This is a genomic window from Microbulbifer sp. ABE4_465 (assembly GCF_056160765.1).
The window spans coordinates 1-25,709 of the sequence record NZ_JBSWXV010000010.1 but is presented as its reverse complement, the minus strand read 5'-3'; the positions used below and the strand labels follow the sequence as shown (position 1 = coordinate 25,709).

Genomic DNA, 25,709 nt, shown 5'->3' with positions numbered 1-25,709 from the left:
CAGATACCCCGCAGTGCGCAAGACGTGCCGGATATTTGACTGCAATTATGGGCAAGGATAGAAAAATACGCGGTGCAATTCCGGCCAGAAAAAACAAATCGCGCCAGAGTGTATAGAAACCTGCCGGCAGTACGCATCAGGACAGCAGCTGCGGATCTTCTGTACCAGTTTCTCGCGCGCGCTCCTGCTGCTGCATCCGCCACAGCCCGGCGTAATGGCCATCCGCGGCAATCAGCTCCCGGTGACTGCCCTGCTCCACCACGCGCCCCTGATCCATCACCAGAATCTGATCCGCATCCACCACAGTGGACAAACGGTGGGCAATCACCAGAGTGGTCTGCTCCCGGGATATTTCCTGCAGGGCGCGCAGGATCCCCTGCTCCGAGTGGCTGTCCAGGCTGGACGTCGCCTCGTCAAACACCATGATGGGTGGGTGTTTGAGAATGGCACGGGCGATGGCCACGCGCTGCTTTTCGCCACCGGATAATTTCAGGCCGCGCTCGCCAACGGTGGTGTGCACACCTTCGGGCAACTGCGCGATAAAACCGTCCAGTTGCGCGTGGCGAATCGCCGCCATCACCTCTGCGTCGGTGGCATCCACGCGCCCGTAACGCACGTTTTCCAGAATGGATTGATTGAACAGAACTGTGTCCTGGGGCACCACACCAATGGCCGCACGTAACGAGTCCTGGCTCACCTCGCGTACATCCTGCCCGTCCACCCGGATACTGCCGCCGTTCACGTCGTAAAAACGGAACAGCAACTTGAACAGGGTGGATTTGCCGGCGCCGCTGGCGCCGACAATGGCGACCTTTTGCTTCGGGGCGACAGAAAAACTGACGCCCTTGAGGATTTCCCGCTCGCTGCTGTAACCAAACTGCACATCGCGAAACTCGATGGCGCCCCGCTTGATACCCAGGGTGCCCGCGGCCTCCGCATCTTCAATGGCCGGCTTCACATCGAGAATCGAGAACATTTTTTCGATATTGGCGAGGGAGCCTTTCATCTCCCGGTATACGAAACCGAGGAAATTGAGCGGGATAAAAATCTGCATCATCACGGCATTGATCAGCACAAAGTCGCCGATGGTCATGCTGCCCCTGGTCACATTGACCGCAGCCATCACCATGGCGCCGCACATGGCGGTGGCGATGATCACCGCCTGCCCCGCGTTTAACCCGAACAGCGACAGGCGGTTTTTGCGCCGCGCCTGTTCCCAGGTGGCCAGTTCGCGGTCGTAGTGCTGCGCCTCGTGCTGCTCGTTGCCGAAGTATTTGACGGTTTCGTAATTCAGCAGACTGTCGACCGCGCGGCTGCTGCTCTGGGATTCCGCCTGATTCAGCTCCCGAACGTAGCGGGTGCGCCATTCGGTGGCCACCACGGAGAAGCCGATATAGGCGGCCACGGCGCCGAGCACCAGCAGTGCGAAACTGACGCTGTAATTCCACCACAGCAACCCGACCACCATCAGGATTTCCACCAGGGTGGGGACGATGTTAAACACCATAAAGCGCATCAGAAATCCGATGCCAGCGTTGCCGCGCTCGATATCCCGGGACAGGCCACCGGTGCGCCGATTGAGGTGATAATCCAGATCGAGCTTGTGCAGGTGCTGGAAAACCGCGAGCCCGACTCTGCGCTGGGCGCGTTCAGTGACCCGGCCGAAAATCGTGTCCCGCAGTTCGCCAAACAGCACCGAGGAAAAACGCACAAATCCGTAGGCCAACAACAGGCCCAGTGGCAGGGCGATGGCCGCCGCGGCACCACCGGCCTGATCCAGATCATCGACAATGTGTTTAAGCAGGAACGGCAAGCCAACACTGGCGGCCTTGGCGCCGATAAGACACAGCAGAGCCAGAATTACCGGGCGCTTGAATTCGAGCAGATAGGGAAACAGGGTTTTGAGGGCGCTCCAGTGGACATCTTCCAGAGCGACGGCGGATTTGGGTCTGGGCATGGTCAATCTCGGTGAATCAGGTGCGCAGTATACCTGACCAGACCGAGTTACCTGCGCGGGAAATCGCAGACCCGACCGTTCGGATCAGGACAGCGCCCTGACTGGAACGTCATCCCTGCGCCCGATCGGTGCGTCCAGAACACGGACCAGGAATTCCGTCAGCACCCCGGCGGTGAATCCCCAGATCTCGTAACCTTCGTACTCATAGGCGGGCAGATAGATACGGCGCTGGTCGATGGTGATACGGTCTGTGCGGACGCGCGGATCATCGAAAAACCAGGCCAGCGGCACCCGGAAGATGGCGTCCAGCTCGCCGGGGTTGGGCGTCAGCGGCGCATCGGCGGGCACAATCCCCAGCCATGGAGTCACTTCCACCTGCCAGCGTGTAGTGCGAGTCCACAGGGGGCCGAGCACGCGTACCTGGTCCGCGGGCAGGCCGATTTCTTCGTGGGTCTCGCGCAAAGCGGTGTATTCGAGGGAGGGATCGGTATCGTCCCAACGGCCACCGGGAAGGGAAACTTCCCCAGAGTGACTGGACAGTTGCTGCGAGCGCAGCGTCAAAATGACCTGAGGGTCTGGCTCGTCCGTCAACGCCAGCAGCACCGCCGCGTGGCCGTGTAAATCCGGGCCCTGCGGCACCTGCGCCTGCAATTCATCTCTGACTGCAGAGAACTTCTTTTCTATGGTTTCCAACATGGCTGTTTGATTGCTGCCTCCAGCTCACGGTACCTGTTTCACTATACACCTTCTCCAAAAACGGTTCAGGGGATCAGGTCGCATCCGGCTTCAGCTCCGGTTTGCTTGCTGCTTCCCCCTTGTCCATCGGTTGATGGCCACCTTTCACTCTTTCCCGCAGGGATTGCACCAGCGCGTAATAGATGGGCACCAGAAAGGTGGAAAAAATACTTGCAGCAAGCATGCCACCAAAGACTGCCAAGCCGAGGGAGATACGGCTGGCGGCACCGGCACCGGAGGCAATTACCAGCGGGAAAATACCCAACACGAATGCCAGCGCGGTCATCAACACCGCACGAAACCGCAAGCGCGTGGCCTGTAGTGCAGATTCCTCGATGGACAGTCCACTGTCCCGCTGCAGTACCGCAAACTCCACCATTAGAATGGCCGTTTTCGCAGACATCGCGATCAGCAATACCAGGCCAATCTGAGTGTACAGGTCACTGTCGCGCCCCATAACAAAACAGGCCAGTAAGCCACCGCCGATGGCAATCGGAATTGCCAGCAACACCGCGATGGGAATACTCCAGCTCTCGTATTGCGCTACCAGAAACAGGTACGCAAATAAAATGGCCAGCGCGAACAAAATCGGTGCCAGGTTCCCTGCACTGATTTCTTCCAGGCTGGCGCCGGTCCACTCATAACCATATCCTTCCGGCAAATGGTTTCCCAACAGCTCCATCGCCTGCATGGCCTCACCACTGGAGTAGCCCGGCGCCGCGGCCCCATTAATGGTGACGCTGTTGTACAGGTTGTAGCGCTGCACCGTTTGCGGGGCCACAATAGGCTTCACCTCGGCAACTGAGCTGACCGGTACCAGCCCGCCGCTGTTGGCGCGTACAAAAAAGCCGCTGAGGTCTTCTTCACTGTCCCGGTACTCTGCATCCGCCTGGGCAAGCACCTGGAATACCTTGCCAAAACGATTGAAGTCGTTGACGTAATAACTGCCCAGATACGTCTGCAGAGTGAGATAGACATCGGAAAGCTGCAGGCCGAGGATATGTGCCTTGTCTTTATCCAGCTCCAGCTCCAATTGCGGCGAGGCCGCCTGATAAGTGGTAAATGCCTGGGCAATTTCCGGGCGCTGATTGGCCGCGCCAAGCAGTGCATACAGCACTCCAGCGAGTTCCTGAATTTCCCGCCCCTGCAGATCTTCCAGCACAAACTCAAAACCGCCAATGGTTCCCAGCCCGGGCAACGCGGGCACCGGGAAGGCCCGCACCTGCGCTTCCGGGACCGCAGCCCCAAGTTTCTGTACCTTATTCAAAATGGCAAACTGATCGAGTTCCGGAGTCAGCCGTTCCTCCCAGGGATGCAGTATCACGATCATAAACGCGGTGTTGGATGCGAGACTGTTGGACAGCAGACTGAATCCCGGTACCGCCATCACATGGGCAACACCTTCCAGTTTTTTGATGTCACTGCTCAGTTTTTCCACCACCGGCGCAGTGCGTTTCAACGAGGCGCCATCAGGCAGCTGAACATTCATCATGAAATATCCCTGATCTTCATCGGGGATAAATCCCGTGGGCACCACTTTGAACAAAACAAAACAAAGTGCGCCGACGCCGATAATGGTGGCCAGGCCGAGCAGTGGAATACGTACAAAAAAGCACACCACGCTCATATACAAACCGGTAGCACGCTGCAAAAAGCGATTGAAAAAGCCAAATACCCCGGTCAGCTTTTCACCGTGTTCTCCCTCTCCCTGAGGTGGCCGTAACAGAACTGCACTGAGAGAGGGGCTCAGGGTAAGCGCATTCACCGATGAAATAAGAACCGCGATGGAAATGGTCAGGGCGAACTGTTGGTACATTTTTCCGGTCAGCCCCGGCATCAGCATTACCGGCACAAAGACCGAGAACAGCACGGCGGTGGTGGCGATTACCGGGCCGGTGACCTCGCGCATAGACTCCATCGCCGCCTCTTTGGGCTCCAGCCCCTCGCCCAACAGCCGTTGGGTGTTTTCCACCACGATGATCGCATCGTCCACCACGATGCCAATGGCGAGAATCAGGGCAAACAAGGTGACCGTATTGATGGTCATCCCCAGTGCCAGCATTACCGCAAAAGTACCGATCAGCGACACGGGAATGGCAATGGCCGGAATCAGAGTTGCACGCCAGTCCTGCAGGAATACGAACACCACCAGAATCACCAGTAGCAAGGCGATGATCAGTGTTTCTACGACTTCTGCGATGGAGGCTTTTACAAAACCAGTGGTGTCGTAAATAATTTCCGACTCCAGCCCTTCTGGAAAATGACGTCCCAACTGATCAACCTTTTCGCGAATATTGTTTGCCACGTCCAGTGCGTTAGCATCCGGTAGCTGGTAGATCGCCATCACCGCAGACGGCTGGCCATCCAGTTCCCCGTAGGCACTGTAACTCTGGCTACCCAACTCGACCCGCGAAATATCCCGCATGCGTACGATGCCACCATCCGGCCGGGAGCGGATGCTGATGTTTTCGAACTCTTCCACGCTCTCCAGGCGCCCCTGGGCGAGAATACTGTATTGAAACTGTTGTTCCTGCTTGATTGGCGGCGCACCGATTTTTCCCGCGGCCACCTGCAGGTTCTGCGCGCGAATCGCGGCGATCACATCATTGGCGGTGACATCCAGCGCGGCCATCTTGTCCGGATTCAGCCACAGGCGCATGGCGTAGTCCTGGGCGCCGAGGATCTGCACATCGCTGACGCCGTCGATGCGCGACAGCTCGTCTTTGAGAAAAATATCTCCGTAGTTGGCTAGAAAAAGAGTGTCGAATTTATCGTCCTTCGACAGCAGATTGACCACCAGCAAAATGGTGTTGGATTTCTTCTCTACGGTGACCCCGCTGCGGGTCACCTCATCCGGCAGACTCGGGGTGGCCTGCTGCACCCGGTTCTGCACATTCACCTGAGCGATATCCCCGTCATAGCCACTTTCAAAAGTCACCGTCAGGGTATAGGTGCCGTCGTTACTGCTGGTGGAAGACATATATTTCATGCCCTCCACCCCGTTGACCTGAGACTCAATAGGTTCCGCCACACTGTCGCGCATGACTTCCGCACTGGCACCGGGGTAGGAAGCCGTAACCACTACCGTCGGTGGGGTAATGTCGGGAAACTGGGCAATGGGTAATAGCGGCAGGGACAGCACGCCCGCAAGGGTGATCAGAATAGAGATCACCAGAGCAAAACGCGGCCGTCGGATAAACGTCGCGCTGATCATCGCATCACGCCCTGCACCCAGGGACCGCGGATATCATTTGCCATCAAAATAGGCATCCGGTTCCTTTTCCTGGCCCAGGGGCTCGCCGCGCTCACTATTGGGATCGGGCAGTTTTTGTCCGCTGCCATCGTGCATTTCCGCCTCAATCTGCTCCAGATCGGAACCGGTACCAGAGGCCCCGGACTGACGGCGCTCCTCGGGCGAGACATCGCCTTCGCGGAACTCTGTGACGGGGCTGGTCTGCGCGGGAGGGCGCTCGGTCTTGATACCTTTATAGGGATCCAAAGCGACATTCTGCGGTGCGACTGGCTGCCCATTGGTCACCCGTTGCAAGCCGTTAACGGCAATTCTTTCACCGGGCTTGAGTCCATCTTCCACCGCCCACAAGGCGTTTTCCCGCTGCCCGAGCTTGAGGAAGCGCTTCTCGGCAATATTCTTGTCGTCGACGACATACACGAAATGCCCCTGCATATCCTCGAGTACCGCCGCTTGCGGAACCAGCGGCTTTATCGCTTCAGCACCGGCAAACACACTGATGACAACGCGGGCAAACTGCCCCTGTACCAGCAGGCGCTCCGGGTTTGGGAAGCGGGCACGCACCAGCGCAGACCCGGTCGCCTGGTCGATCTGGTTGTCCACAAATACCACGATGCCAGGATACGGATAGAGTTTTCCATCCGGCTGCTTGATGCGCACTTCCCTCTTTACCGGCGCCATGCCCTGCTGACGACGCCGCTCCGTCTCCTCCTGTACCGCAAACAGGCGATTTTCCGGCACCTCGAAAGTGACGTAGATCGGGTCCATGCGCACGATGGAAGTCAGCGGGTCGGTTCCCGGGCCGACCAGTGAGCCCTCGGTATATTCCGAGCGGCCGATCAGGCCGGTGAGCGGCGCGCGGATTTCGGTATAGGAAAGATTGAGCTGGGCGGTTTCCACATCTGCCTGCATGGCGGCAACTTTGGATTCCGCCTCTTCGAAATTGCCGGTCAGCTCGTCCATCTGCATTTTGCTGATGGCACCGGTTTTAATCAGTTCGCTACCGCGCCGGTAGTTGCGCTGTGCGACCTGCAGCGCGGAGCGTGCCTGCGCCAGATTGGCGCGCTGGTTATCCAGTGCGGCAATAAACGGTTTCGGGTCGATCTGATACAGCAGCTCGCCCTTCTGAACCAGCTGCCCCTCGACGAAATTGCGCGTCTCGATATACCCCTCCACCCGTGGGCGCACCTTGTATTCATCCGTAGCTTCTACCCGCCCCACATATTCGTAGCGCGGTACCACCTGGTGCGCGCGCACCGCCAGAACCTCAACCGGCGGCGGTTTGGGCTTGGCCTGCTCTTCTTGCTTACTGCAGGCCATCGCCAAAATGGCAATTACTAAAACGAGAATACGCGCCATGGAAAACCAGCCATCGCTACTGCACAAAAATCCTACTTACCACTATAGAAGGAAGATGGCTGGCAGACTGGCGCTCACTGCGACCGCGGGTATACTTGCGCCATGAAATTTTGCAGCCATTGCGGCCACACCGTTGTTTTCGAGATCCCCGCCGGGGACGACCGCCCCCGCCACCTGTGCCACGATTGCGGTGCCATTCACTATGTGAATCCCCGTGTCATTGTCGGTACTCTGCCGTACCTGGGCGATCAGGTTTTACTGTGCAAACGTGCCATTGAGCCCCGCCACGGACTTTGGACCCTGCCTGCGGGGTTTATGGAAAATGGTGAAAGCAGCGAGCAGGGGGCGCTCAGGGAGTCTTGGGAAGAGGCCCGCGCCAACCTGCGTGTGGACGAGCTGTTTTCCGTTTACGACATTCCCCATATCAACCAGGTGTACCTGATTTACCGTGGCGAACTCACCGACACCAACTTCGGTGCCGGGCCGGAATCACTGGAGGTGGCACTGTTTGACGAGGGGGATATCCCCTGGGACGAGATGGCATTTCCGGTGATGACGCAGACGCTGAAACACTATTTCAGCGACCGGGAAAAAGGGGCCTTTGGGCTGCACCGGGGGGTGATTGAGCGCAAGCTGTGAGCTTGCGCCCTGGAACTGGATCCCGGCCTTCGCCGGGATGACGGGATGACGGGATGACGGGATGACGGGATGACGGGATGACGGGATGACAGAAAGCTAGTTACAGCGGTCGTCCAGCTTCCACAGATCAAACGCCGGTTCCTCGTAGGGATGGGCGCCGCGCATCGCCGCGAGCACTCCATCCACCACCTCATCCGCACACACGGTTTCCACCCGGAACTCGGGCACGTTTTCCACTTCACCCTGCTGCCCGATAAAGGGCTGACTGCCGTCCAGCGGGCGGAACTGGCCGGTGCCGAGGACCTGCCAACAGCAGCTGTCGTAGTCACCGATACGCCCGGCGCCGGCAGCGAAGATCGCCTGTTTGACCGGCTCCAGATGGGTTTCGGGGATGTAGATACAGAGTTTGTACATGGCGCCTGCGTTGACGATCAGAACATCAGGGTCATCAGCTTGCGCTGGTAAGTGGTCGCCACCGGGTCGCCGGCACCCAGCGCCTTGACGATATCCAGGTAGGCCTGTTTGGCTGCGCCGTCGGCAAAACCCAGGTCCTTGCGCAGCAGGTTCAGCAAAATCTCCAGCGCCTCTTCGTGGCGATCCGCCTGGCTGAGTTGCACCGCCAGCTTGTAAGCGGACTCACTGTCTTCGGGGTTTGCCGCCAGTGCCTGTTGCAGGGCCTTGATTTCGGGAGAGTCAGCCGCGGCCTGCTTCAGCTCGAGCTGTGCCATCAGTTGCTGATAATCCGAATCCTGATCGGCCATCAGGATCTTGCCGAGTATCTCTTCTGCATCATTGGTGCGGTTTTTCTCCAACAGAACGGCGGCGTATTGCTTGGCAATATCCGCGCGCTCACCGGAATCCCCGTAAGCCTGGCGCAGTAACGGCAGCGCTTCGTCCAGCTCGCCCTCACCCACCAGTTTCTGCGCCTGCTGGAACTGCAGCTCCCAGGCCTTGGGCAGGTACTTGTCCAGCATCTCGCGGATTTCTTTTTCCGGCTGGGCGCCTGCGAAGCCGTCCACCGGTTGGCCGTCTTTGAGCACCATGACCGTGGGCAGGCTGCGCACACCCAATTGGCCTGCAAGCGCCTGTTCGGTATCCGCATTGAGCTTCGCCAGCAGGAATTGGCCGGCGTACTCGTTGGCCAGTTTTTCCAGTACCGGCATCAGCTGTTTGCAGGGCTCACACCACTCGGCCCACACGTCTACCACCACCGGGCGCTTCATGGACTCTTCAATCAGTACCTGCTGCGCATTCTGTGCCGTCACATCGACGATAAACTCTTCCACGTCTACTCCTCGTATTCTGCTGTCGGGTCGCAGGGTTCAGTCGAAAGCCGGGGCGACCATAAATGGGCGCATGATACCCGATTCCGGGAAGTTTGCGCTTCCCGCCCGACACTTCCCGATCACTTTTCGCTCAATCACCCTGCGCCCCCTTGGGAGGAACATACTGATCCACTCGCTGCGCGTCGCCCGTGTACTCCATCTGCATGGCTTTTTTAAGTGGTTGCACCAACAATTCCGATTGACCAAGGCAAATATCCGGGTGCAGATATGGCTCGAATGGTTCGGTCTCTTCTCCGCCGAATAGCCACTGCTTAACAAACCCGGAGTCCAGTGGCGCGATCATTGGGAAGCTCTTTTCATGGAAGCGCTCGGTCTCCGGATGTGAAGCCAGAGTAATGATCGAGCAGCTCAGTAAATCTCCCCAAGTTTTGTACAGGCCACAAAAAAAGAACGGGCGGTCGAAACGAAACTCTACCGGGTTCCTGCCGCGCTGGCTTTCCACCCAGGCGGTCGCGGGTATCAGGCAGCGGGACTTGCGATACTCCGGGCGCTGGCCAAGCTTTTTCCAGTTGCTGTTGATGGACCAGTATTTTTTGTGTGGCTTCCAGCCGTCACCGGACTTTTCCAGATACAGGTGCCAGATGGCATTTTCCACCTCCGGCTCACCGTGGCGCCCGGTGACGATACTGACCTTGCTGGTGGGGCGCCGACGGCGCCCGAAGATCATATTCTGCGGGTGATGTACACCGTACTCATCGAGAAAGCGCTCGATACCCGCATCGTCGTCGACATCGAATACGCTGCACATGGGTTGTTGCGTCCTGTTACCAGTTCAGTGAGGAAGGCAGGCGGGGCGAGGACAACAGCTGGGAGAATTTTTGCCAGCGCTGTTCCTGCGAGCCCGCATCTTTTTCCACGTAGTCTTTGACCAGCTGTTTGCCCCAGTTGTAGTTGATAACGTAGGCACCGTAGGTATCCACAAACTGCACACGCTGGGCCGCTTTTTCCGGGCTCATAGCGGTGTATTTCTGAAAACGTTCGATGGCTTCGTCGCGGTCGATGTCACCATCAATATATTCCCGGGCGACAATGTTCTCTGCAAACTTCAGCTGCGCCAGTAAATCCAGAACCTGTTGATACTTTTCTGCACCGGCGGGATCCAGCCCTGCCAGCGGATAGAGGGTTTCTTTTTCAAAGCGGGTTTTCTCATCCCCGGGAAAGGCCAGTTCAATACCGTAATTGGCACTGCCTTCGGCAATCAGCGACTGGGGGCTGAATAGTGGATAGACACTGTATTCGACCCAGCCCTGATCATTGACCAGTTTCTCTTCCAGAAGCGCATTGTAGGTATGGTGACCGGGATAGCCTTCATGGCAACCGAGGTCCACGGCGCGATCGATATGAATGGGGAGGCCGCTGTTGATCTGAATCAGACTGTGGGCCTTACCCTGATACCAGTTGTAGCCGCTCCAGGGTTTGCCCTGAACATATTCCAGCCGAAAACTTTCATTCTTCGGCAACTGGATTTGGGCCTGAGTGCGTTTTTTACATTCGTCAATCGCAGCTTTGAACACGCTGTCCAGTTTGTCTTCGGGAATCCGGTACTGCTCACGGAATGCCTGCACACGAAGATGGAGCGGCTCATCACCGGGGAGCGCCTGATTCAGCGCTGCCAGTACCGGGTCAAAGTCTGCATATTGCTGCACCGGTGGCTCGGTGTCGTAGAGTGCGCGAGCTTCTTTCTGGAAATTCCGAAAACCCGCGTCGGCGATATGGTGCGCATGGGCAACGACGGCCTTCAGCTGGGTTTTCAGGTAGTGCTGGCGCAGGGTGTTCAGGTCTCCCGCGGGCTCAACGCTGTCCGGTAATTGGGCGAGCAGGCGCTCCGCACGGTTGGCCAGTTCTGCCGGCGAGGCACTATCCTCTGCCGCTTCGGCCTTCCAGGGGGCCGGGCCGTAGTAGGCATCCACGTAGCTTTTATCGTGATTCCCGAGCGCTAGGACCAGGCGCACATACTGCTCCGCCAGTGCGTCCAGCGCGGCATCGCTGTGCGACTCCGGTTGCAATTCTGACTTTTCAGCTCCGGAAGCCTCCACCGGATGCTGCTCCGATGTCTTTTTTTCCGTGCCGCCGTCACAGGCGAACTGAAAAATGGCCAGCAGGAATACAACCGCGGCACCGATTCGTCTATCCACAATAGTCTTTCCCATGGTGATTTATCTTTGCAATTCCACCCGCCCGATTTCCGGCGAAAGCCCGGCGAGTGACTGTTTGATCCAGTCGAGAAACAGTTGCACCTTGCGCGTGCGGTGCATATCCCGGTGGGTAACCAACCACAGGTTAGTGCACCACTCCGGCGGCGGTTCAATTAACCGCTGCAGTCCTGGGCGCGCTTCCGCACACCAGTGGTTCAGGGCAGCGATACCCACACCACAGCGAGCCGCATCTTCAAAACCGGAGAACTCATTGCAACGAAATACGATCTGCTCGTCCGGAACCTGTCGGGTAATCCAGTGGAGGCTCGGGATAAAGTCGTAGGCTTCGGTGGGCCCGATAAACCGGTGCCCGGCCAGGTCGTCCAACCCATTGAACGGCCCACACTCCTGCAGGTACTCGGCCGAGGCGTATAGTGCGCTGTTCAGGGAAGTGGCCGGTTGCACCACATAGTCGGGCTCGGTGGGCCTGGCGCCTGGACGGATTCCGATATGCGCCTCGCCATGATCCAGCCGCAGGTGCCGCCGGTCTGCCACCAGCTCCAGGCGCAGGTACGGGTTTTCCCGCTGAAAACCGCGGATCACCGGCATCAACAGCGGAATCAGGGTATTCACCGTGGTAATTACCAGAGACCCCTGCAGTGTTTCCTCGGCGCCCTGCATTTTACCCACCAGCAGATCCAGCTGGTCCTGCATGTTCTCCGCAGCCCCCATTAGCATCTGCCCCGCCTCGGTGGGTACATAGCCCCGCGGGTGGCGGATAAACAGGCGGGTTTTCAACGCCTTTTCGAGCGCATCGATACGTCGCAACACCGTGGAGTGGGACACTTCCAGCTCAAGCGCGGCACCGGACAGGGTGCCCGCTTTGGCGACGGCCAGAGCGTAATGCAGATTGTTCCAGTCCTTGACCGAGTTCCCCGCCACAAGCGGCCCCCCTAGGTTATCCAGCCCAACGCCCATTCACGGCAGACTCTAGCCCGACCAGGACTTCTGTGCAAATTTGCACAGAAACATTGCGCTCACGGCATTTCTGTTCCTTTGTGGCTTCCCCAGAATAGCCCCATACCCCAGCACCCAAGCGGGATCACCTTTCGGAGGAACGAATATGAGCACCCCACGTAAACCCCACCTGCTGGCCCTGGCCGGCAGTCTGCGCAAGGATTCCTGGAACCGCCAGCTGGCTAGCGCTGCAGCCAGGCTGGCTCGCGAGGCCGGCGCCGAAGTCACCGAAGTTGACTTGCGCGAGTTCCCGCTGCCGCTGTTCGATGAAGACATCGAGGCAGCGGCCATACCCGAGGCGGCGAGCCGCTTGAAAGCCCTGTTCGCTTCTGCGGACGGTTTGCTGATCGCAAGCCCGGAGTACAACGGTTCGGTAAGCGCGGCATTGAAAAACCTGATTGACTGGGTCTCCCGCCCGGACGGACAGTTTGGGCGAGCCGAGGTATTTCAGGGCCGCCGCGCGGCACTCTTCGCCACCTCGCCAGGCGGGCTCGGCGGCATGCGCGGACTGAATCACCTGCGCGACATTCTGCAGCCACTGGGTACCTGGATTGCCCCGACCATGCTGGCGGTACCTTCATCGATGACTGCATTTGTCGACGGCAAACTGGTGGACGAGACCGCAATAGCGCAATTACGCGCACTGGTACACGACACGTTGCACGCGATCGAGGTTACCCGCCTGGGCGCAACCAGCGCCGCCTGATCGCAGGATATGCCGCACCCTTGCGGCATTCGATTACTCGTCTAATTGCCTCGTCCAAAAGCGCTGCATTTTCAGGAACAGGAAAGAAGCGGTCCAGGTAATCATGACCAACCCGGTCAAAGCCTCCAGTCCTGCGGTAAAACGCAGGGCGCCGTGAGGCTCGATATCACCGAACCCGAGCGACGTATAATTAGTAAAGGAGAAATAGACGCAATCCAGCATGGCGCCGTCGAAATTCCCGGTTAGGGTGCCAAACAGCGGTGAGTGATACATAAAGTAGTAACCCACTGCAAACATCCAGATCTCGAGAATATGGGCAATCAGCGCACCGAACACCCCGATCAGTACTGCCACGTTACGGCGAAACTTCCATCGATGTGATACCCAGAACAGCGCATTGAGCGCCTCGTGGTGAATCACCACCGCGAATGCCACCAGGAACATATTGATCAGGATTGCTACCAGCATCTCAGCGCCGCTTCTGAAAAAAATCTCGCACCAGAGAAGCCGCCTGGTCCTGCATCACACCACCTTCCACCTGTACCTTGTGGTTAAAAAATGTCTGCTCGGGTAACTGTAACTGGCTGGCAACCACGCCGGCACGGGGCTCGGTGGCGCCGTATACCAGCCGGGCGATTCGCGCGTGCACCAGGGTGCCAAAGCACATGGTGCAGGGCTCGATGGTTACGTACAGCGTGGCCCCGGGCAGGCGATAATTCTGCTGATGTTGCGCAGCGGCGCGTATAGCCATGACTTCTGCATGGGCGCTGGGGTCGTAAGCAGAAATCGGCTGATTAAAGCCCTCACCGATAACCTCACCCTCCAGCACCACTACTGCGCCAACAGGTACTTCGCCCAATTGAGCAGCCTGCTCGGCCAGGGCAAGGGCTTGCTGCATAAATATAAAATCGCGCGGTGTCGCCACGGTTCACTGTCCTGATAGTTACTCTGTTCTGGTGGTATGCATAATTGTATTACTGACCCCGCTCCCGAACATCGCCCGGATCCATGATCAGGCGGCGCAAAAGAAAGTCCGCCTCCAGATGCAGCTCGCTTTGTGACTCCAGTTGCTGGCGGGCCTCGCGCTTACCCTTCCACGCAAACGGCGTCATGGTAAGAAAATCTTTGACCGCTTCGTTGTCGTTCATGTGTAGCGGAAATTCACAACGCATTTCGCTTTCGGGGACCAGCCCGGAAATAGTCGCCGGAGCGCTGTGTTGTTGCGGATGCGCGTAGAGCCGGGATTTAAGGCTCCACAGGTGATCAGGGCCGGGAGATACATCGAGCAACACGCCACCCGGTTTCAAAACACGTACCAGCTCTTCCGCAGGACCGGGCGCAAATACGCGTAATACCGCGTCCACACTGGCATCGGCCACCGGCAGATGAAAACTGCTGGCAACCGCAAACTGAGCGTGCGGCTGTTTTTTTGCCGCGAGCCGCACACCCGCTTTCGCGATATCAATACCGTAAATCAAGTTTTCGGGCCAGCCGCCGCTCCCCAGTTGTCGCGCGTAATAGCCCTCGCCGCAACCGATGTCCAGCAATACGGGGGCTTGCACGCCCGCGGTAACGGGCCGCAATTGGGCGCAGATCGCTTCCACCAGCGGCCGATAGTGGCCGGCCTCGAGAAACCGGCGGCGCGCGCTCAACATTTCCGCGGAATCCCCCGGTTCACGGCTGCGTTTTTGCTGCACCGGCAGCAAATTCACGTAGCCCTCCTTCGCCCGGTCAAAACTGTGGCCGTTGGCACAACGCCAGCTTCGGCTTTCCAATTGAAGGGATTCACTGCAATGGGGGCACTGCCAGATCATGCGTTTTCGCTGATTTCCTGTAATTGCTGTACTGCGGATTTGTTCAGAATCAGATCTGCCGCTTTTTCAGCGATGGCAATCACCGGTGCGTTGGTGTTGCCGCTGATGAGGGTGGGCATTATGGAGGCATCCACCACACGCAGTCCATCCACACCACGCACGCGCAATTCACTATCCACTACAGCGAGCTCGTCCTGGCCCATCTTGCATGTCCCCACCGGGTGATAGATGGACTCCGCTTTCTGGCGAATAAAATTGGCGATGGCGTCTTTACTGGTGAGCGACTTTTCTGGCAGCCACCGGCGCTTTTGCAACTTATTCAGTGCGGGTTGCTCGATGATGTCCCGCGCCATTTCAAAGCCCTCTATCAGTACCTGCAGATCTTCCGGCTCTGCCAGATAGTTGGGTTGAATCGCGGGTAGCGCGCGCGGGTCACGGGATACCAGACTGATCTGGCCTCGGCTCTTGGGGCGCAGGGCGCAAGCGTGCAGTGAATAACCGTTACCGGGACGCTTGTCGAGGCCGTGATTAAATAGTGGCGCCGCGCTCAAGTGGAACTGGATATCCGGATGCTCTCCAGCAAGACCAGAACTGGCAAAGCCTCCCGCTTCCGCCACATTGTTGGTCAGCTTTCCTCGGTTGAGCAAAAGGTACTCGGGAAAATGCATTGCCGCGCCCAGCTTGGACAGAAACGCATCGTTAAAGCCAACAGGGCGATTAGTTTCCACCACCTGGGTAATATCGAGGTGATCCTGGAGATTGCGTCCCACACCGGGGAGGTGGCACTGGGGAACAATCCCCAATTTTTTTAGTTCATCCTCGGGGCCAATACCTGAGAGCATCAGTAGTTGAGGCGACTGAATAGCACCTGCACAGAGAATGACTTCCTTATTCGCCACCACGCGCTGACCATTGACCAGCGTGACGGCACTCACCCGATCGCCCTTGAATTCCAGTCCTGCCACCGGAGAGCTGGTGTAAATGCTTAAATTGGGGCGCGCTTTAGCCGGATACAGATAGGCCGTGGCCGACGAGCAGCGGCGTCCGGCCTTTTGCGTTACCTGGTAAAAACCAACACCGTTTTGCTGGTAGCCGTTGAAATCGTGATTGTGGCGGTGCCCGGCCTCCTGCGCGGCACTTACAAAGGCGCGCCCCGCCGGCGATTTCCATTTCAAGTCAGAAACAGACAGCGGTCCAAAGCCACTGTGCCAGGCATCACTCCCTCTCTGATTCCCTTCCGCCAGCAAAAAATACGGCAACATCGCATCCCACCCCCACCCGGGGTTACCCGCGTGCTCCCAGGCGTTGTAGTCACCGGCGTTACCGCGGATATACAGCATGGCGTTGATGGCGCTACTGCCCCCGAGGACTCGGCCGCGGGGCCAGAACAGGCGGCGGTTATCGAGGTTAGCCTGCGGCTCGGTGTAGTGGTGGAGATTGAACCGCTTGCCCGGCACCAGATAACCGATCCCCACTGGCATCTGAATCAACAGGTTGTGATCTGAGGGTCCGGATTCCAGCAAGCAAACCCTGTTTTGCTCGTCTTCGCTAAGTCGGTTAGCCAGCACACAGCCCGCCGATCCTCCTCCGACAATCACGTAGTCGTACACTTTGCTTCTCGCCATGATCTTCTCTCGCTGAAATTTATGCTTGTTATCGTGAGCGGCAGGACGAACTTGTGGCCTGCGGCGCCCAATCTAGCACTGAACTTTCACTGAACTCTTGTCAAAACGTGGCAAACCCCGCGCCTTTCCGCCCATTAAACGCGCGATTTCGAAATCCGTTAGAGATAAGCCGCTATTCGCGGCCGTCGCCCCAGCAATTGTAGACCTGAGCCGTGCAAGTCCGATGATTGCCCGAGACAGACGATGGCAACGTAAGCGCCAGTCAAATCAGCAGGAAAAGGCGGTCGGGAAGGAGGATCAAAAAGAAGGAAGAAAGAACAAATAGCAGAGAAACGAGATGTCAGCGGAGAGGTAAATCGGGCGCCCGAACTTCGAGCACCCGACTTTACCCGGTCATGTCTCCGGGAAGCTTACAGCGCCACCGCGCGGCCAGCGCGCTGCCCATCGGCACTGCGCGCGCGAACGGACTGTACGGACTGAGGCGCCACATCCGCAGACAGCGGCAGCCACTGCTCGCCGTCAAAGTACTCCAGTGCCAGACCCGGGTACGGCAGAGCGGTCTTCACACTCTCACCATCCACTACGGCTCCGGGCACCGGCACCCGATAGCCGATCCCCGCACGATCCAGCTTGAGCAGCTCCTTGTTGCCCAGAGCGGCGGAAAAGCCTGACCAGTCTGCGGCAACGGCCGACTTGTCCACAAAAGTGGTTTCACCGTTAAAGCTCTGACCTTTCTGCAGCGGCAGTTCCCACTCGGCCTGATGCCAGGCGCGCTCCGCCAAGGCCAGCAAGCGCGGGAAGACCTGATACTCGACCGCTTCATCGGTCCGCACCACCTCACTCCACAGCTGGCCCTGTATGCCGCGCACCTGACTGGCAAATTCCATTCCCGGCGAGGTAGCTTCCCAGCTTTGGCCATCGCGATTGGGGTAGAGCTCCGCCAGCTGGGCAGTATTTACAGGCGCATAGCTAAACGTCTTGCGCGTATCGGTATAGCGAGAGGCCCAGTAGTAACCGCGCTCTTTCGGGTCCACTTCCTGAGGCATATCAAAGTACAGGTAGTCCGAGTGTGACTGAACCAGGTCGAAGCCGGTTTCCGCAAAGTGCACACTCTCGTCACCACCACCCCAGAACAGGGGCGCCCAGGAATTCACATAGTTGTTCGGTGTCGCCAGCTCTTCGCCCGCGTCACTGATTTTTTTCACGCCGTCGTTCCAGGCTGCCATGGTCGGGATACCCGCATCCGCCACCAGCTTGCTGACACGTTTGGCGTAGAGTTCACCCAGCTCATCAATGGCCTTTACTTCACCACTGGCGACCAGTTTCTGGCACTGGGGGGAATTGGTCCACGGCTTACTGCGCTGCTCTGCACCGACATCGCCCTTATCGGGGTTCTCGCCGGGACCTACCTCAAAGGCGTCGGCCGCGAGAATATTCACCGCTTCATCTCCACCAAAGTGCCAGGTTTTCAGCGGGTGGCCGGCGCGATCGTGCATGGCCTTCACTTCACCGATCAGCTTGCCGACGAAGTTATAGGTTGAGTCCACGCAGGGGTTGATGTAGCTGTCGTCGTAAAACTGAACGGAGAGATATTGAGTGTCGTCCTGTGGATCGATCAGGCGATAGGCGTTTGCTGCTTCCGCATCGGAATCTTTCAGCTTGCGATACCGCGCCTCCATCGCCACGACCGCAGAGCGCGCGTGGGCCGGCATATCAAACTCAGGGATCACTTCGATATGGCGATCTGCCGCGTAGCGCAGGATTTCTTCGTAGTCTGCAACGCTGTAGAAACCACTGCCGAAGTTGTCCGCAAAAGGACCGGACCCCAACTGTGGCAGCAGACAGCGATTCTCTTCCAGATCGAAGCAGCGCTGACTGCCAATCTCAGTCAGTTCCGGCAGGCCCGGAATTTCCAGGCGCCAGCCCTCGTCATCAGACAGGTGGAAGTGGAATCGGTTGAGTTTGTAGGCCGCCATCTGGTCCAGCAGCTTGATGATCACTTCCTTACTGTGGAAGTTACGACCCACGTCCACAAACATGCCCCGGTGCGGGAAGCGCGGTGCATCTTCCACAATTGCCTGAGGCAGGCTGGCACTGTTCAGGTCCACCAGGGCAAGCAGGGATTGCACACCGTAAAAAGCACCGCTGGCATCGGCACCCACAACCTCGGCACCCTGCTCGCCTACGTTCAGGCGATAGGTCCCGGCGGGAGGTAAAGAGGCTCCGGCGGGACGGTCATTAAACGCCGTCGCATCCACCTTTATGGATACCGGATAGGCAGCGTCGCCATTGGCGGACAACTGCAAGGTTGCGAGGCGCTGTTCCAGCGCATTCACACTGCCCGCATCCAGGCCTTCTGCCCGCAGTTCGATACCCGCGTTCAGCTGGATAGCCGGCGCTTCCGACAGCTCGACCGAGGCAGGCTGGGGGATAATGCGACCGCGCCAGTCCTGCTCATCGACAGGCTGTACATCGGCGGTGAACTGCTGGAAGCGACTGCCTGCAGTGGCCAGGGTATTGGCGTCGTCTGCGGCCCGCTTCCAGTTGTCTGCGTCATTCTTGTTAATGGGAAGAACAATGTCTGACAGGTCATCGGTATCCGTGGAGCGAATCACATGAGGTTCGCCAGCGGCATCCACCACGAACAGGCGCGGCTGGAAATCCGACTCGAATTGCATCCAGCTTTCCGCCAGCAGGTCGAGTTCGACGGTTTCCCCACTGCCGATACCGGCAAACTGTTCGTTGGGAATCAGGCGATGCAGATCGCCATTCACTCTTTCCAGGGTAAACGCATCGGTATTCAGCAGCGCCAGAGAGCGGCGCACACTGTGGAAATAGAGAGTCCAGTCACGCTCGTCGGCAGCCACGGCCGGACCGTTATTGATCAGGCTGATGCGATAAGTGGAGCAAGTCGCGCCACTGCCACCGGCCTGTTTGCACTGGGCTCGCAGGGCGTCATCCACCCCCTGGAAATTGAGCAGTACTTCCTGAGTGACATCGAAATTCGCGGCGATACGTTCGGGCGCAGGTACATCAGCGCCCGCCAGAGTCTCGGCGGCCGGGGCTCGGGAGGACTCCGGGTCCGCACAGGAGGCAATAAAAGCTGACAGGGCCAGGCTGGCAAAGAGTGGGATCCGTCTCATGGATGATCTCTGTTTTTGGTGGGTGCCCTGCGTCCAACATAATCAGACAGCGCACTCGTGGATTCTTATGTTGTATGCGCGGATTTCAGAATCCGGCCAGCGCAACACAATAGCGGAAAAGACAGCGCTGTCAACCGCGGGTACTCAGCGAACGGGTAACCGTAAAGGTCAGCTACACAATTGCAGATCCGATTACCCAGCGAGCGCCCGGAACTCGACACTGAACGACCTTCACAAACATGACCAAACCTGTGCCAAAAGTCTGCGACCAGGAAACCACGATCACTTTTGCCCCCTCTCAATAATGAATCAGCGCAGCGGTCACTAGACAATGTTTTTATAACCAGCACGGTGACCATACAGTTTTTATATTAAAAAACATTGGCAGAAACATCCCCGCAGGCCTCGCAAACTGGGCAAAACTCAATACATTCAGCACTGACGGGGCTCGCAGCGTAATGACTGAATCTGGCACAATTTTCACAACCAGCATTGGCACTTTTCCGTTTTTTGTGAGATACAACGTCATGTTCAGGGTGAGCCATAATAAATTCAGTGGTTGTTCAGTAGCCAACTGAGCCAAGTAAATACTCCCCGGGGTGGAAAAATGGATTCTCGCAGCACTCGGTATCTTCCCACTAAGCGCCTGGCCAGAGCCGTGCCGGCAGCGCTTGGTCTCATTCTGCTCCCCATTTCCTCCACTCTCCTGGCTGACGAAATTTTCATCCCCGATTCCAATGGTGCACTGAATCTCCAGGCCGACAACGCCTTCTTCATCGACAGTGCCTTTGGCATGGACAACAACGCTCTATACGAATCCGCAGAAAACCTCCGCAACAATTCCATGGGCATGATCCACCGCCGCCTAAATCACCAGTGGCTGGAGCAGCACACCCGCCCCAGTGAGTACGCGGACAAGACCGGCGGCCGCGCGGTAAATGAAATCCTGAAAATGGGCTTTAAAACCTACATGGAACAGCACAAGCGCAGCAAGCAGCACCCGCTCCTGCGCTACACCCAGGGCGAAGGCAAATTCAACTTCAACAATGCTCTGGACTACGACTTCCGCCTGTCAGACGACAAATTCAAGATCTCGGTTGAATACGAGTTCTGAAGTCCGGGCTTCTTCGCACTGCTAACCTGCTAAAATCTCCGCCACTTATTCCACAGGCGGAGAATCCCGTGTCCGACACCGTCAATACACCAACCCAATTCAATCAACTCCCCCACGCCGGCGTGCTGTCGAAGCTAATGGCGCTGCTCTACGATGCCCTGATCGTGGCAGGCCTGTGGATGGTTTACGGGTTCTTCGCCATGCTGGTGGCATCGACATTTGGCGGCCTGCACTGCCAGCCGGAACACGTGGATTACACCCCTTGCGTGGGCGGCCCCGTGTATCAGCTCGGCCTGGCACTTGTCACAGCGGGCTATTTTTTCTGGTCGTGGCGTGCGGCGGGGCAGACCATCGGTATGCGCGCCTGGCGCCTGATGGTGGCCAACAATAACGGTATGCAGTTGAGCTGGTACCAGTGCTGTATTCGCGCAATAGTGGGCCCGATCTCGTTAGCGTGTTTTGGCCTGGGTTACTTTTGGGGATATTTCCGCGCAGACCACGCCAGCTGGCACGACCTGGCATCCGACGCCGAAGTGCGCCAGCTGCCGAAAAAGAAAAAGAAGTAAGACACGAGACCCGGACGGTAGCGAATTGCGAAGGTGCCAAAGCCGGGTGCGTCTCCGAGAGGCCTTCAAAAACAGGATGTTTTTGCAGAGCCCCCAGGGATGGGTTCACGGCGTGCCTCTCGGGGACGCACCCGGCAGCGGCACCGCCACCAGGCTGGAAATTGTTACACCAGCGAGGCTTACCTCGCTCGCTTCAATAGCGCCCATCCCAGCAGAAAACTGGCCAGAATCGGCACGATCACCGCCACAAATGGTGGGAAACCGAATACCACCGAAGACGGGCCCAGCATATCCTGCACCGTTTGAAACACGATGCCCACGATCACCCCGGTAAACACCCGCAGGCCAGTGGTCACTTCCCGCAACGGACCGAAAATAAACGAGATGGCCATCATCACCAGGCCGGCGATCGTGAGCGGCTGCAATATCTTTTTCCAGAACGCCAGCCAGTAGCGCGCTGACTCCTCTCCCTTTCGGTCGAGGAATCGACCATAGGACCAGAGGTTGCGCGGTGACAGATCCGACGGCAGTGGCACTACCAGGGAAAACAGATTCGGAGACATGTCCGAATCCCAGGTTGACTCGACCTGGGTGGTGCTGCTTGCGCGCTCCGGGGTCAGGCTTGTCTGGCGGCTGTTCTGCAATTCCCAGCGGCCTCGAACGTAATAACCGCGCTCGGAAAAAACCACCTGCTCCAGCTGGTAATCCTGATCGAATTTGTAGCGAGTAACTCCGAACAAGGTGCCGCCGGGCAGTGCGGCATTGAAATGCACAAACTCGCCTCCCTCGAACAACCACAGCCCCTGCTCCAGGCCAGAATTCTCAAACTCCCCTAATGCAATCGCGCGTTCGCTCTCCGCCGTTTGGTTAGTATAAGGAATCACCAGCTCAGCAAGAGCGAGCCCGAGCACTATTACTACCAGAACAGGCTTCATTACCGCCCAGGCGATACGGCCTATGGATATTCCCGCTGCACGCATGACCGTCAGCTCGCTGGTTCCGGCGAGCGTGCCGAGCCCCACCATGCAGCCCACGAGAGCCGAAAAACCGAGCTGGCTGTATATACGCTCTGGCAGCGTCCACACCACATATTCGATCATATCGGTGAACTGGTAGTTACCGCCGAGATCTCCGAGGCCGTCAACAATGGCCGAGATCACATCCAGCCCAAGGATCACCATGAGCACCGCAAGGATCGCCAGAGTAACTGTACGGGCGATGTAACGATCAAGCAGGGACATGCTCACCTCCTTTATTCGCGCCACCACCTCCGCGCTTGCGCGGTTTCTTGAGTTTGCGACCGCCCAACAGGAATAAGCCGAGGATCAGGAACGGTGGGTGTACCAACCAGATCGCCCAGGCCTGCTCAATCTTGCCGTCTTCAATAGCACCGCGAACCCCCTGCAGCGCAACGAGATAAATAATGTACAGCAGCACCGCCGGGATCATCTTGGCGTAACGGCCCTGACGCGGATTGGTACGGCTCAGGGGAACCGCGAGAATCGCCACCACCAGCACCAGTACTGGCAAGCTCAAACGCCAGTGCAGATTCACGCGCTCACGAGGGTCTTTACTTTTCCACAGCGCGGCGGTAGACATGGATTGCAGTTTTTCGCTGGCCTTGGAGCGCAACCTCGGCACCTCCAGTAAAACCTCGTAACTGGAAAAGGCCATCTGGCGATAATCGCTTTGCCCCGGCACGCCTTCGTAGCGGTAGCCGTCACGCAGTACCAGGTAGCGCAGGCCGGTTTCCGGGTCTATCTGCTGCACCCCTTCGCGGGCCACGGTAACGATCTGGTGATCGGTCTCAGTGTCACCGCGGGAATTGCCCAGCTCTGCCAGAAACACGTTGTGCATGGTGGAACGGTCGTCGCTCAGCCCCTCGGCGTAGTACACCGCGCGACCGCCGCCGGTGGCGACAAATTTCTTCGGCACCAGGTGATCGAATTCATTGCGTGTCTTGTCGGCAGTAAGCAGGTGGGAGGTCCGCTCGATCCCGGTGGGCGTGAGATACAGGCTCATGGCCGCCACAAACGCCGCCACCATCAGCGCCGGTACCAGCGTATACCGCAACAGCTGGCGCTCGCTGAATCCGCAGGCGTGCAGCACTGTCATTTCGCTTTCGATATACAGACGGCCGTACGCCAGCAGAATGCCGACGAAAAAGCCCAGAGGAATGACGAGCTCGAGGAAGCCCGGCAGGCGGAAGCCCATCAGAGAGAACAGGATTCCGGCGGAAAGATCGCCCGCCGCAGCTTCCGCCAGATACTTCACAAAACGGCCACTCATGACCATCAGCAGCAACACGGCGCTGACAGCTAAAGTTGCACCGAGCAACTCACGGCAGAGGTAGCGGAAAATAATCACTGAACGACCAGCTTCCCTGATTGCACTGTAAGAATTGAAGCGATTGGAAATGCGATTCCAGCTTATCGGTCTTGGTGGATGTCAGAGTAGAACATCCCTTCAGAGGTTCCCGAGCAAACTAATCCTTCTCGGGTTAAACTTGTGCGGCGCATTATCACCAAAAAGCCCGGCAATGTCTCGGTCCGCCATCGTTTCTCTGGATTACCGACAGCAAGACACCCCCGAGCCCGCATCATCCGGCTCCAGGCGCTCGTCTGCATCCACGCCGCGGCAAGCGACAAAACCATCAAGGAACCTATTACATGCAGTTTACCGCCAAGGTCACCGACATACTGAAACAGCGTACCGCGTGTGCGATCATCGCCGTTGACAACAAGAACCGCTTCACCGACAGCGGCAGCGCACTGGACAAGGCAGCCGGTGGCAACCTGGCCAAACTTCTGAAGCGCGGCGACCTGGGCAGCGCCACCGGCAGCACCCTGATAGTGCCGAACCTGGAGGGCGGCGCCGAGCGTGTACTACTGGTGCGCAGCAGTAAAGCTCCAGTCTCCCAGGTCGAGTTCCGCAAACTGGCCAACAACAGCGCCCGCGCTGTCAAAAACCTGAAAGACGCCACCTCTTTCCTGGCCGAAGTCACCGTAAAAGACGCCGACGCCACCTGGCAGGGTGCGCAACTCGCCCTCGCCGCCGGTCTCGCCACCTACAAATTCACGCGCTGCCACAGCGACGCCAAGCCCAACCCGCTTGCCAAATTCACCGCCCACGCCCCGGACAAAAAGCAGCTGAAAGCCCTGCAGAAAGGTGTGGAGTTCGGCGGTGGCCAGGCGCTCGGCAGCAACGTCGCCCGCGAACTGGGCAACCTGCCAGGCAACATCTGCACCCCCAGCTACCTGGCAAGTGAAGCCAAAGCACTGGCGAAAAAACACGCAAAGCTCTCCACCACGGTGATGGACAACAAGAAGATGGAATCCCTCGGCATGGGCGCATTTATGAGCGTGGCCAAGGGCAGCGACGAGCCGGCGGCGATGATCGCCATGAACTACAAGGGCGGTAAAGCCGGCCAGAAGCCGATTGTGCTCGTCGGTAAAGGCATTACCTTTGATACTGGCGGCATCAGCCTGAAGCCCGGCGCCATGATGGACGAAATGAAGTTCGACATGTGCGGCGCGGCCAGCGTGTTCGGCGTGATGAACGCCCTGGTGGAAATGAATGCTCCGGTCAATGTGGTGGGCGTAGTCGCTGCGGCAGAAAACATGCCCAGCGGCCGCGCCAGCAAGCCGGGGGATGTCGTCACCTCCATGAGCGGCAAGACCATCGAGATTCTCAACACCGATGCGGAAGGCCGTCTGGTACTGTGTGACGCCCTGACCTGGGCTGGCAAATTCAAGCCCAGCGTAGTGATCGACGTGGCCACCCTCACCGGCGCCTGTGTAATCGCCCTCGGTCACCACGCCACAGGCCTTTACGCCAACCAGGACAAGCTTGCTGAAGAGCTGATCGCCGCCGGCGAAACCACCGGTGACCGCGCCTGGCGCATGCCGCTGTGGGACGAGTACCAGCCCATGCTGAACTCCAACTTTGCCGACATGCAGAACATTGGCGGCCGCGAAGCCGGCTCCGTGACCGCCGCCTGCTTCCTCGCCCGCTTCGCCGAAGACTACAACTGGGCCCACCTGGATATCGCCGGCAGCGCTTGGAAATCCGGTGCCGCCAAAGGCGCGACCGGACGCCCGGTACCTCTGCTGCTGCAATACATCCTGAATAAAAAATAATCAGGACTTATTCGACACCCCAAACTTCGGGCGAAGGTCCTGATACCGGCAACGGTTCGCAGGACCTTCTGCGAGAGGGACCTCGCAGAAGAGCCCCCAGGGATGGGTTCACGGCGTGTCCTGCGAACCGTTGCCGGTAGCAGGACCGCCACCTACCCAGGATC

At 58.2% G+C, this 25,709-nt stretch carries 21 protein-coding genes; 5 read left to right on the top strand and 16 right to left on the bottom strand.

Annotation, left to right across the window (positions count from 1 at the left end; all coding sequences use genetic code 11):
- Positions 1–136: 136 nt before the first annotated feature.
- From ACXAG1_RS14585 to ACXAG1_RS14570, 4 genes are all read right to left on the bottom strand, one after another.
- Positions 137–1,957, bottom strand: a complete 1,821-nt coding sequence (locus ACXAG1_RS14585) for an ABCB family ABC transporter ATP-binding protein/permease (RefSeq protein WP_475093559.1) — start codon at positions 1,955–1,957, stop codon at positions 137–139.
- 84 nt (positions 1,958–2,041) lie between these two features.
- The gene (locus tag ACXAG1_RS14580; protein ID WP_475093560.1) at positions 2,042–2,653 is read right to left on the bottom strand and encodes an NUDIX hydrolase; all 612 of its coding nucleotides are present in this window, start codon (positions 2,651–2,653) and stop codon (positions 2,042–2,044) included.
- A 73-nt stretch (positions 2,654–2,726) separates the two neighbouring features.
- Positions 2,727–5,906, bottom strand: coding sequence for an efflux RND transporter permease subunit (locus tag ACXAG1_RS14575; RefSeq protein WP_475093561.1), 3,180 nt, complete (start codon positions 5,904–5,906; stop codon positions 2,727–2,729).
- 33 nt (positions 5,907–5,939) lie between these two features.
- Positions 5,940–7,328: an efflux RND transporter periplasmic adaptor subunit gene (locus ACXAG1_RS14570; RefSeq protein ID WP_475093562.1), complete on the bottom strand. Its 1,389-nt coding sequence runs from the start codon at positions 7,326–7,328 to the stop codon at positions 5,940–5,942.
- Between the two features lie 75 nt (positions 7,329–7,403).
- Here ACXAG1_RS14570 and ACXAG1_RS14565 point away from each other — a divergent pair, with 75 nt between their 5' ends.
- The gene (locus tag ACXAG1_RS14565) at positions 7,404–7,940 is read left to right on the top strand and encodes an NUDIX hydrolase (RefSeq protein WP_475093563.1); all 537 of its coding nucleotides are present in this window, start codon (positions 7,404–7,406) and stop codon (positions 7,938–7,940) included.
- Between the two features lie 96 nt (positions 7,941–8,036).
- Here ACXAG1_RS14565 and ACXAG1_RS14560 read toward each other — a convergent pair whose 3' ends face one another.
- From ACXAG1_RS14560 to ACXAG1_RS14540, 5 genes are all read right to left on the bottom strand, one after another.
- A complete protein-coding gene (locus ACXAG1_RS14560; protein ID WP_475093564.1) occupies positions 8,037–8,354 on the bottom strand; it encodes a YqfO family protein in 318 nt (105 codons plus the stop codon).
- 17 nt (positions 8,355–8,371) lie between these two features.
- Positions 8,372–9,226, bottom strand: a complete 855-nt coding sequence (gene trxA, locus ACXAG1_RS14555; protein ID WP_475120095.1) for a thioredoxin — start codon at positions 9,224–9,226, stop codon at positions 8,372–8,374.
- A 130-nt stretch (positions 9,227–9,356) separates the two neighbouring features.
- Entirely contained in the window at positions 9,357–10,034 is a 678-nt protein-coding gene (locus ACXAG1_RS14550; protein ID WP_475093566.1) for an SOS response-associated peptidase family protein, read from the bottom strand.
- A gap of 16 nt (positions 10,035–10,050) precedes the next feature.
- The gene (locus tag ACXAG1_RS14545; RefSeq protein ID WP_475120094.1) at positions 10,051–11,436 is read right to left on the bottom strand and encodes a hypothetical protein; all 1,386 of its coding nucleotides are present in this window, start codon (positions 11,434–11,436) and stop codon (positions 10,051–10,053) included.
- Positions 11,437–11,442: 6 nt separating this feature from the next.
- Positions 11,443–12,363 (bottom strand): LysR family transcriptional regulator, encoded by a 921-nt coding sequence (locus ACXAG1_RS14540; RefSeq protein ID WP_475093568.1) that lies wholly within the window; start codon positions 12,361–12,363, stop codon positions 11,443–11,445.
- 181 nt (positions 12,364–12,544) lie between these two features.
- Between ACXAG1_RS14540 and ACXAG1_RS14535 the strand changes: the two genes are divergently transcribed.
- Complete coding sequence (locus tag ACXAG1_RS14535; protein WP_475093569.1) at positions 12,545–13,144, top strand: NADPH-dependent FMN reductase; 600 nt, start codon at positions 12,545–12,547, stop codon at positions 13,142–13,144.
- Between the two features lie 33 nt (positions 13,145–13,177).
- On the opposite strand, the gene ACXAG1_RS14530 is transcribed toward ACXAG1_RS14535, so the two are convergent.
- From ACXAG1_RS14530 to ACXAG1_RS14510, 5 genes are all read right to left on the bottom strand, one after another.
- Entirely contained in the window at positions 13,178–13,612 is a 435-nt protein-coding gene (locus ACXAG1_RS14530) for an ion channel (RefSeq protein WP_475093570.1), read from the bottom strand.
- Between the two features lies 1 nt (position 13,613).
- Positions 13,614–14,042 carry a tRNA adenosine(34) deaminase TadA gene (gene tadA, locus ACXAG1_RS14525; protein ID WP_475120093.1) on the bottom strand — a complete coding sequence of 143 codons (429 nt, stop codon included), beginning with the start codon at positions 14,040–14,042 and terminating at the stop codon, positions 13,614–13,616.
- A gap of 76 nt (positions 14,043–14,118) precedes the next feature.
- Positions 14,119–14,958 carry a 23S rRNA (guanine(745)-N(1))-methyltransferase gene (gene rlmA / locus ACXAG1_RS14520; RefSeq protein WP_475120092.1) on the bottom strand — a complete coding sequence of 280 codons (840 nt, stop codon included), beginning with the start codon at positions 14,956–14,958 and terminating at the stop codon, positions 14,119–14,121.
- Complete coding sequence (locus ACXAG1_RS14515) at positions 14,955–16,583, bottom strand: GMC family oxidoreductase (protein ID WP_475120091.1); 1,629 nt, start codon at positions 16,581–16,583, stop codon at positions 14,955–14,957. The genes rlmA and ACXAG1_RS14515 overlap by 4 nt, the downstream gene beginning before the upstream one ends.
- A gap of 410 nt (positions 16,584–16,993) precedes the next feature.
- Positions 16,994–19,726 (bottom strand): family 20 glycosylhydrolase, encoded by a 2,733-nt coding sequence (locus ACXAG1_RS14510; RefSeq protein WP_475093574.1) that lies wholly within the window; start codon positions 19,724–19,726, stop codon positions 16,994–16,996.
- 607 nt (positions 19,727–20,333) lie between these two features.
- Between ACXAG1_RS14510 and ACXAG1_RS14505 the strand changes: the two genes are divergently transcribed.
- Entirely contained in the window at positions 20,334–20,840 is a 507-nt protein-coding gene (locus ACXAG1_RS14505) for a hypothetical protein (protein WP_475120090.1), read from the top strand.
- Between the two features lie 68 nt (positions 20,841–20,908).
- Complete coding sequence (locus ACXAG1_RS14500) at positions 20,909–21,406, top strand: RDD family protein (RefSeq protein ID WP_475120089.1); 498 nt, start codon at positions 20,909–20,911, stop codon at positions 21,404–21,406.
- 179 nt (positions 21,407–21,585) lie between these two features.
- On the opposite strand, the gene lptG is transcribed toward ACXAG1_RS14500, so the two are convergent.
- Together lptG and lptF are read right to left on the bottom strand one after the other, a co-directional pair.
- A complete protein-coding gene (lptG, locus tag ACXAG1_RS14495) occupies positions 21,586–22,647 on the bottom strand; it encodes an LPS export ABC transporter permease LptG (protein WP_475093577.1) in 1,062 nt (353 codons plus the stop codon).
- Positions 22,634–23,773, bottom strand: coding sequence for an LPS export ABC transporter permease LptF (lptF, locus tag ACXAG1_RS14490; protein WP_475120088.1), 1,140 nt, complete (start codon positions 23,771–23,773; stop codon positions 22,634–22,636). Before lptF ends, lptG begins: the two co-directional genes overlap by 14 nt.
- A 302-nt stretch (positions 23,774–24,075) precedes the next feature.
- Between lptF and ACXAG1_RS14485 the strand changes: the two genes are divergently transcribed.
- The gene (locus ACXAG1_RS14485; RefSeq protein ID WP_475093579.1) at positions 24,076–25,545 is read left to right on the top strand and encodes a leucyl aminopeptidase; all 1,470 of its coding nucleotides are present in this window, start codon (positions 24,076–24,078) and stop codon (positions 25,543–25,545) included.
- Positions 25,546–25,709: the final 164 nt, after the last annotated feature.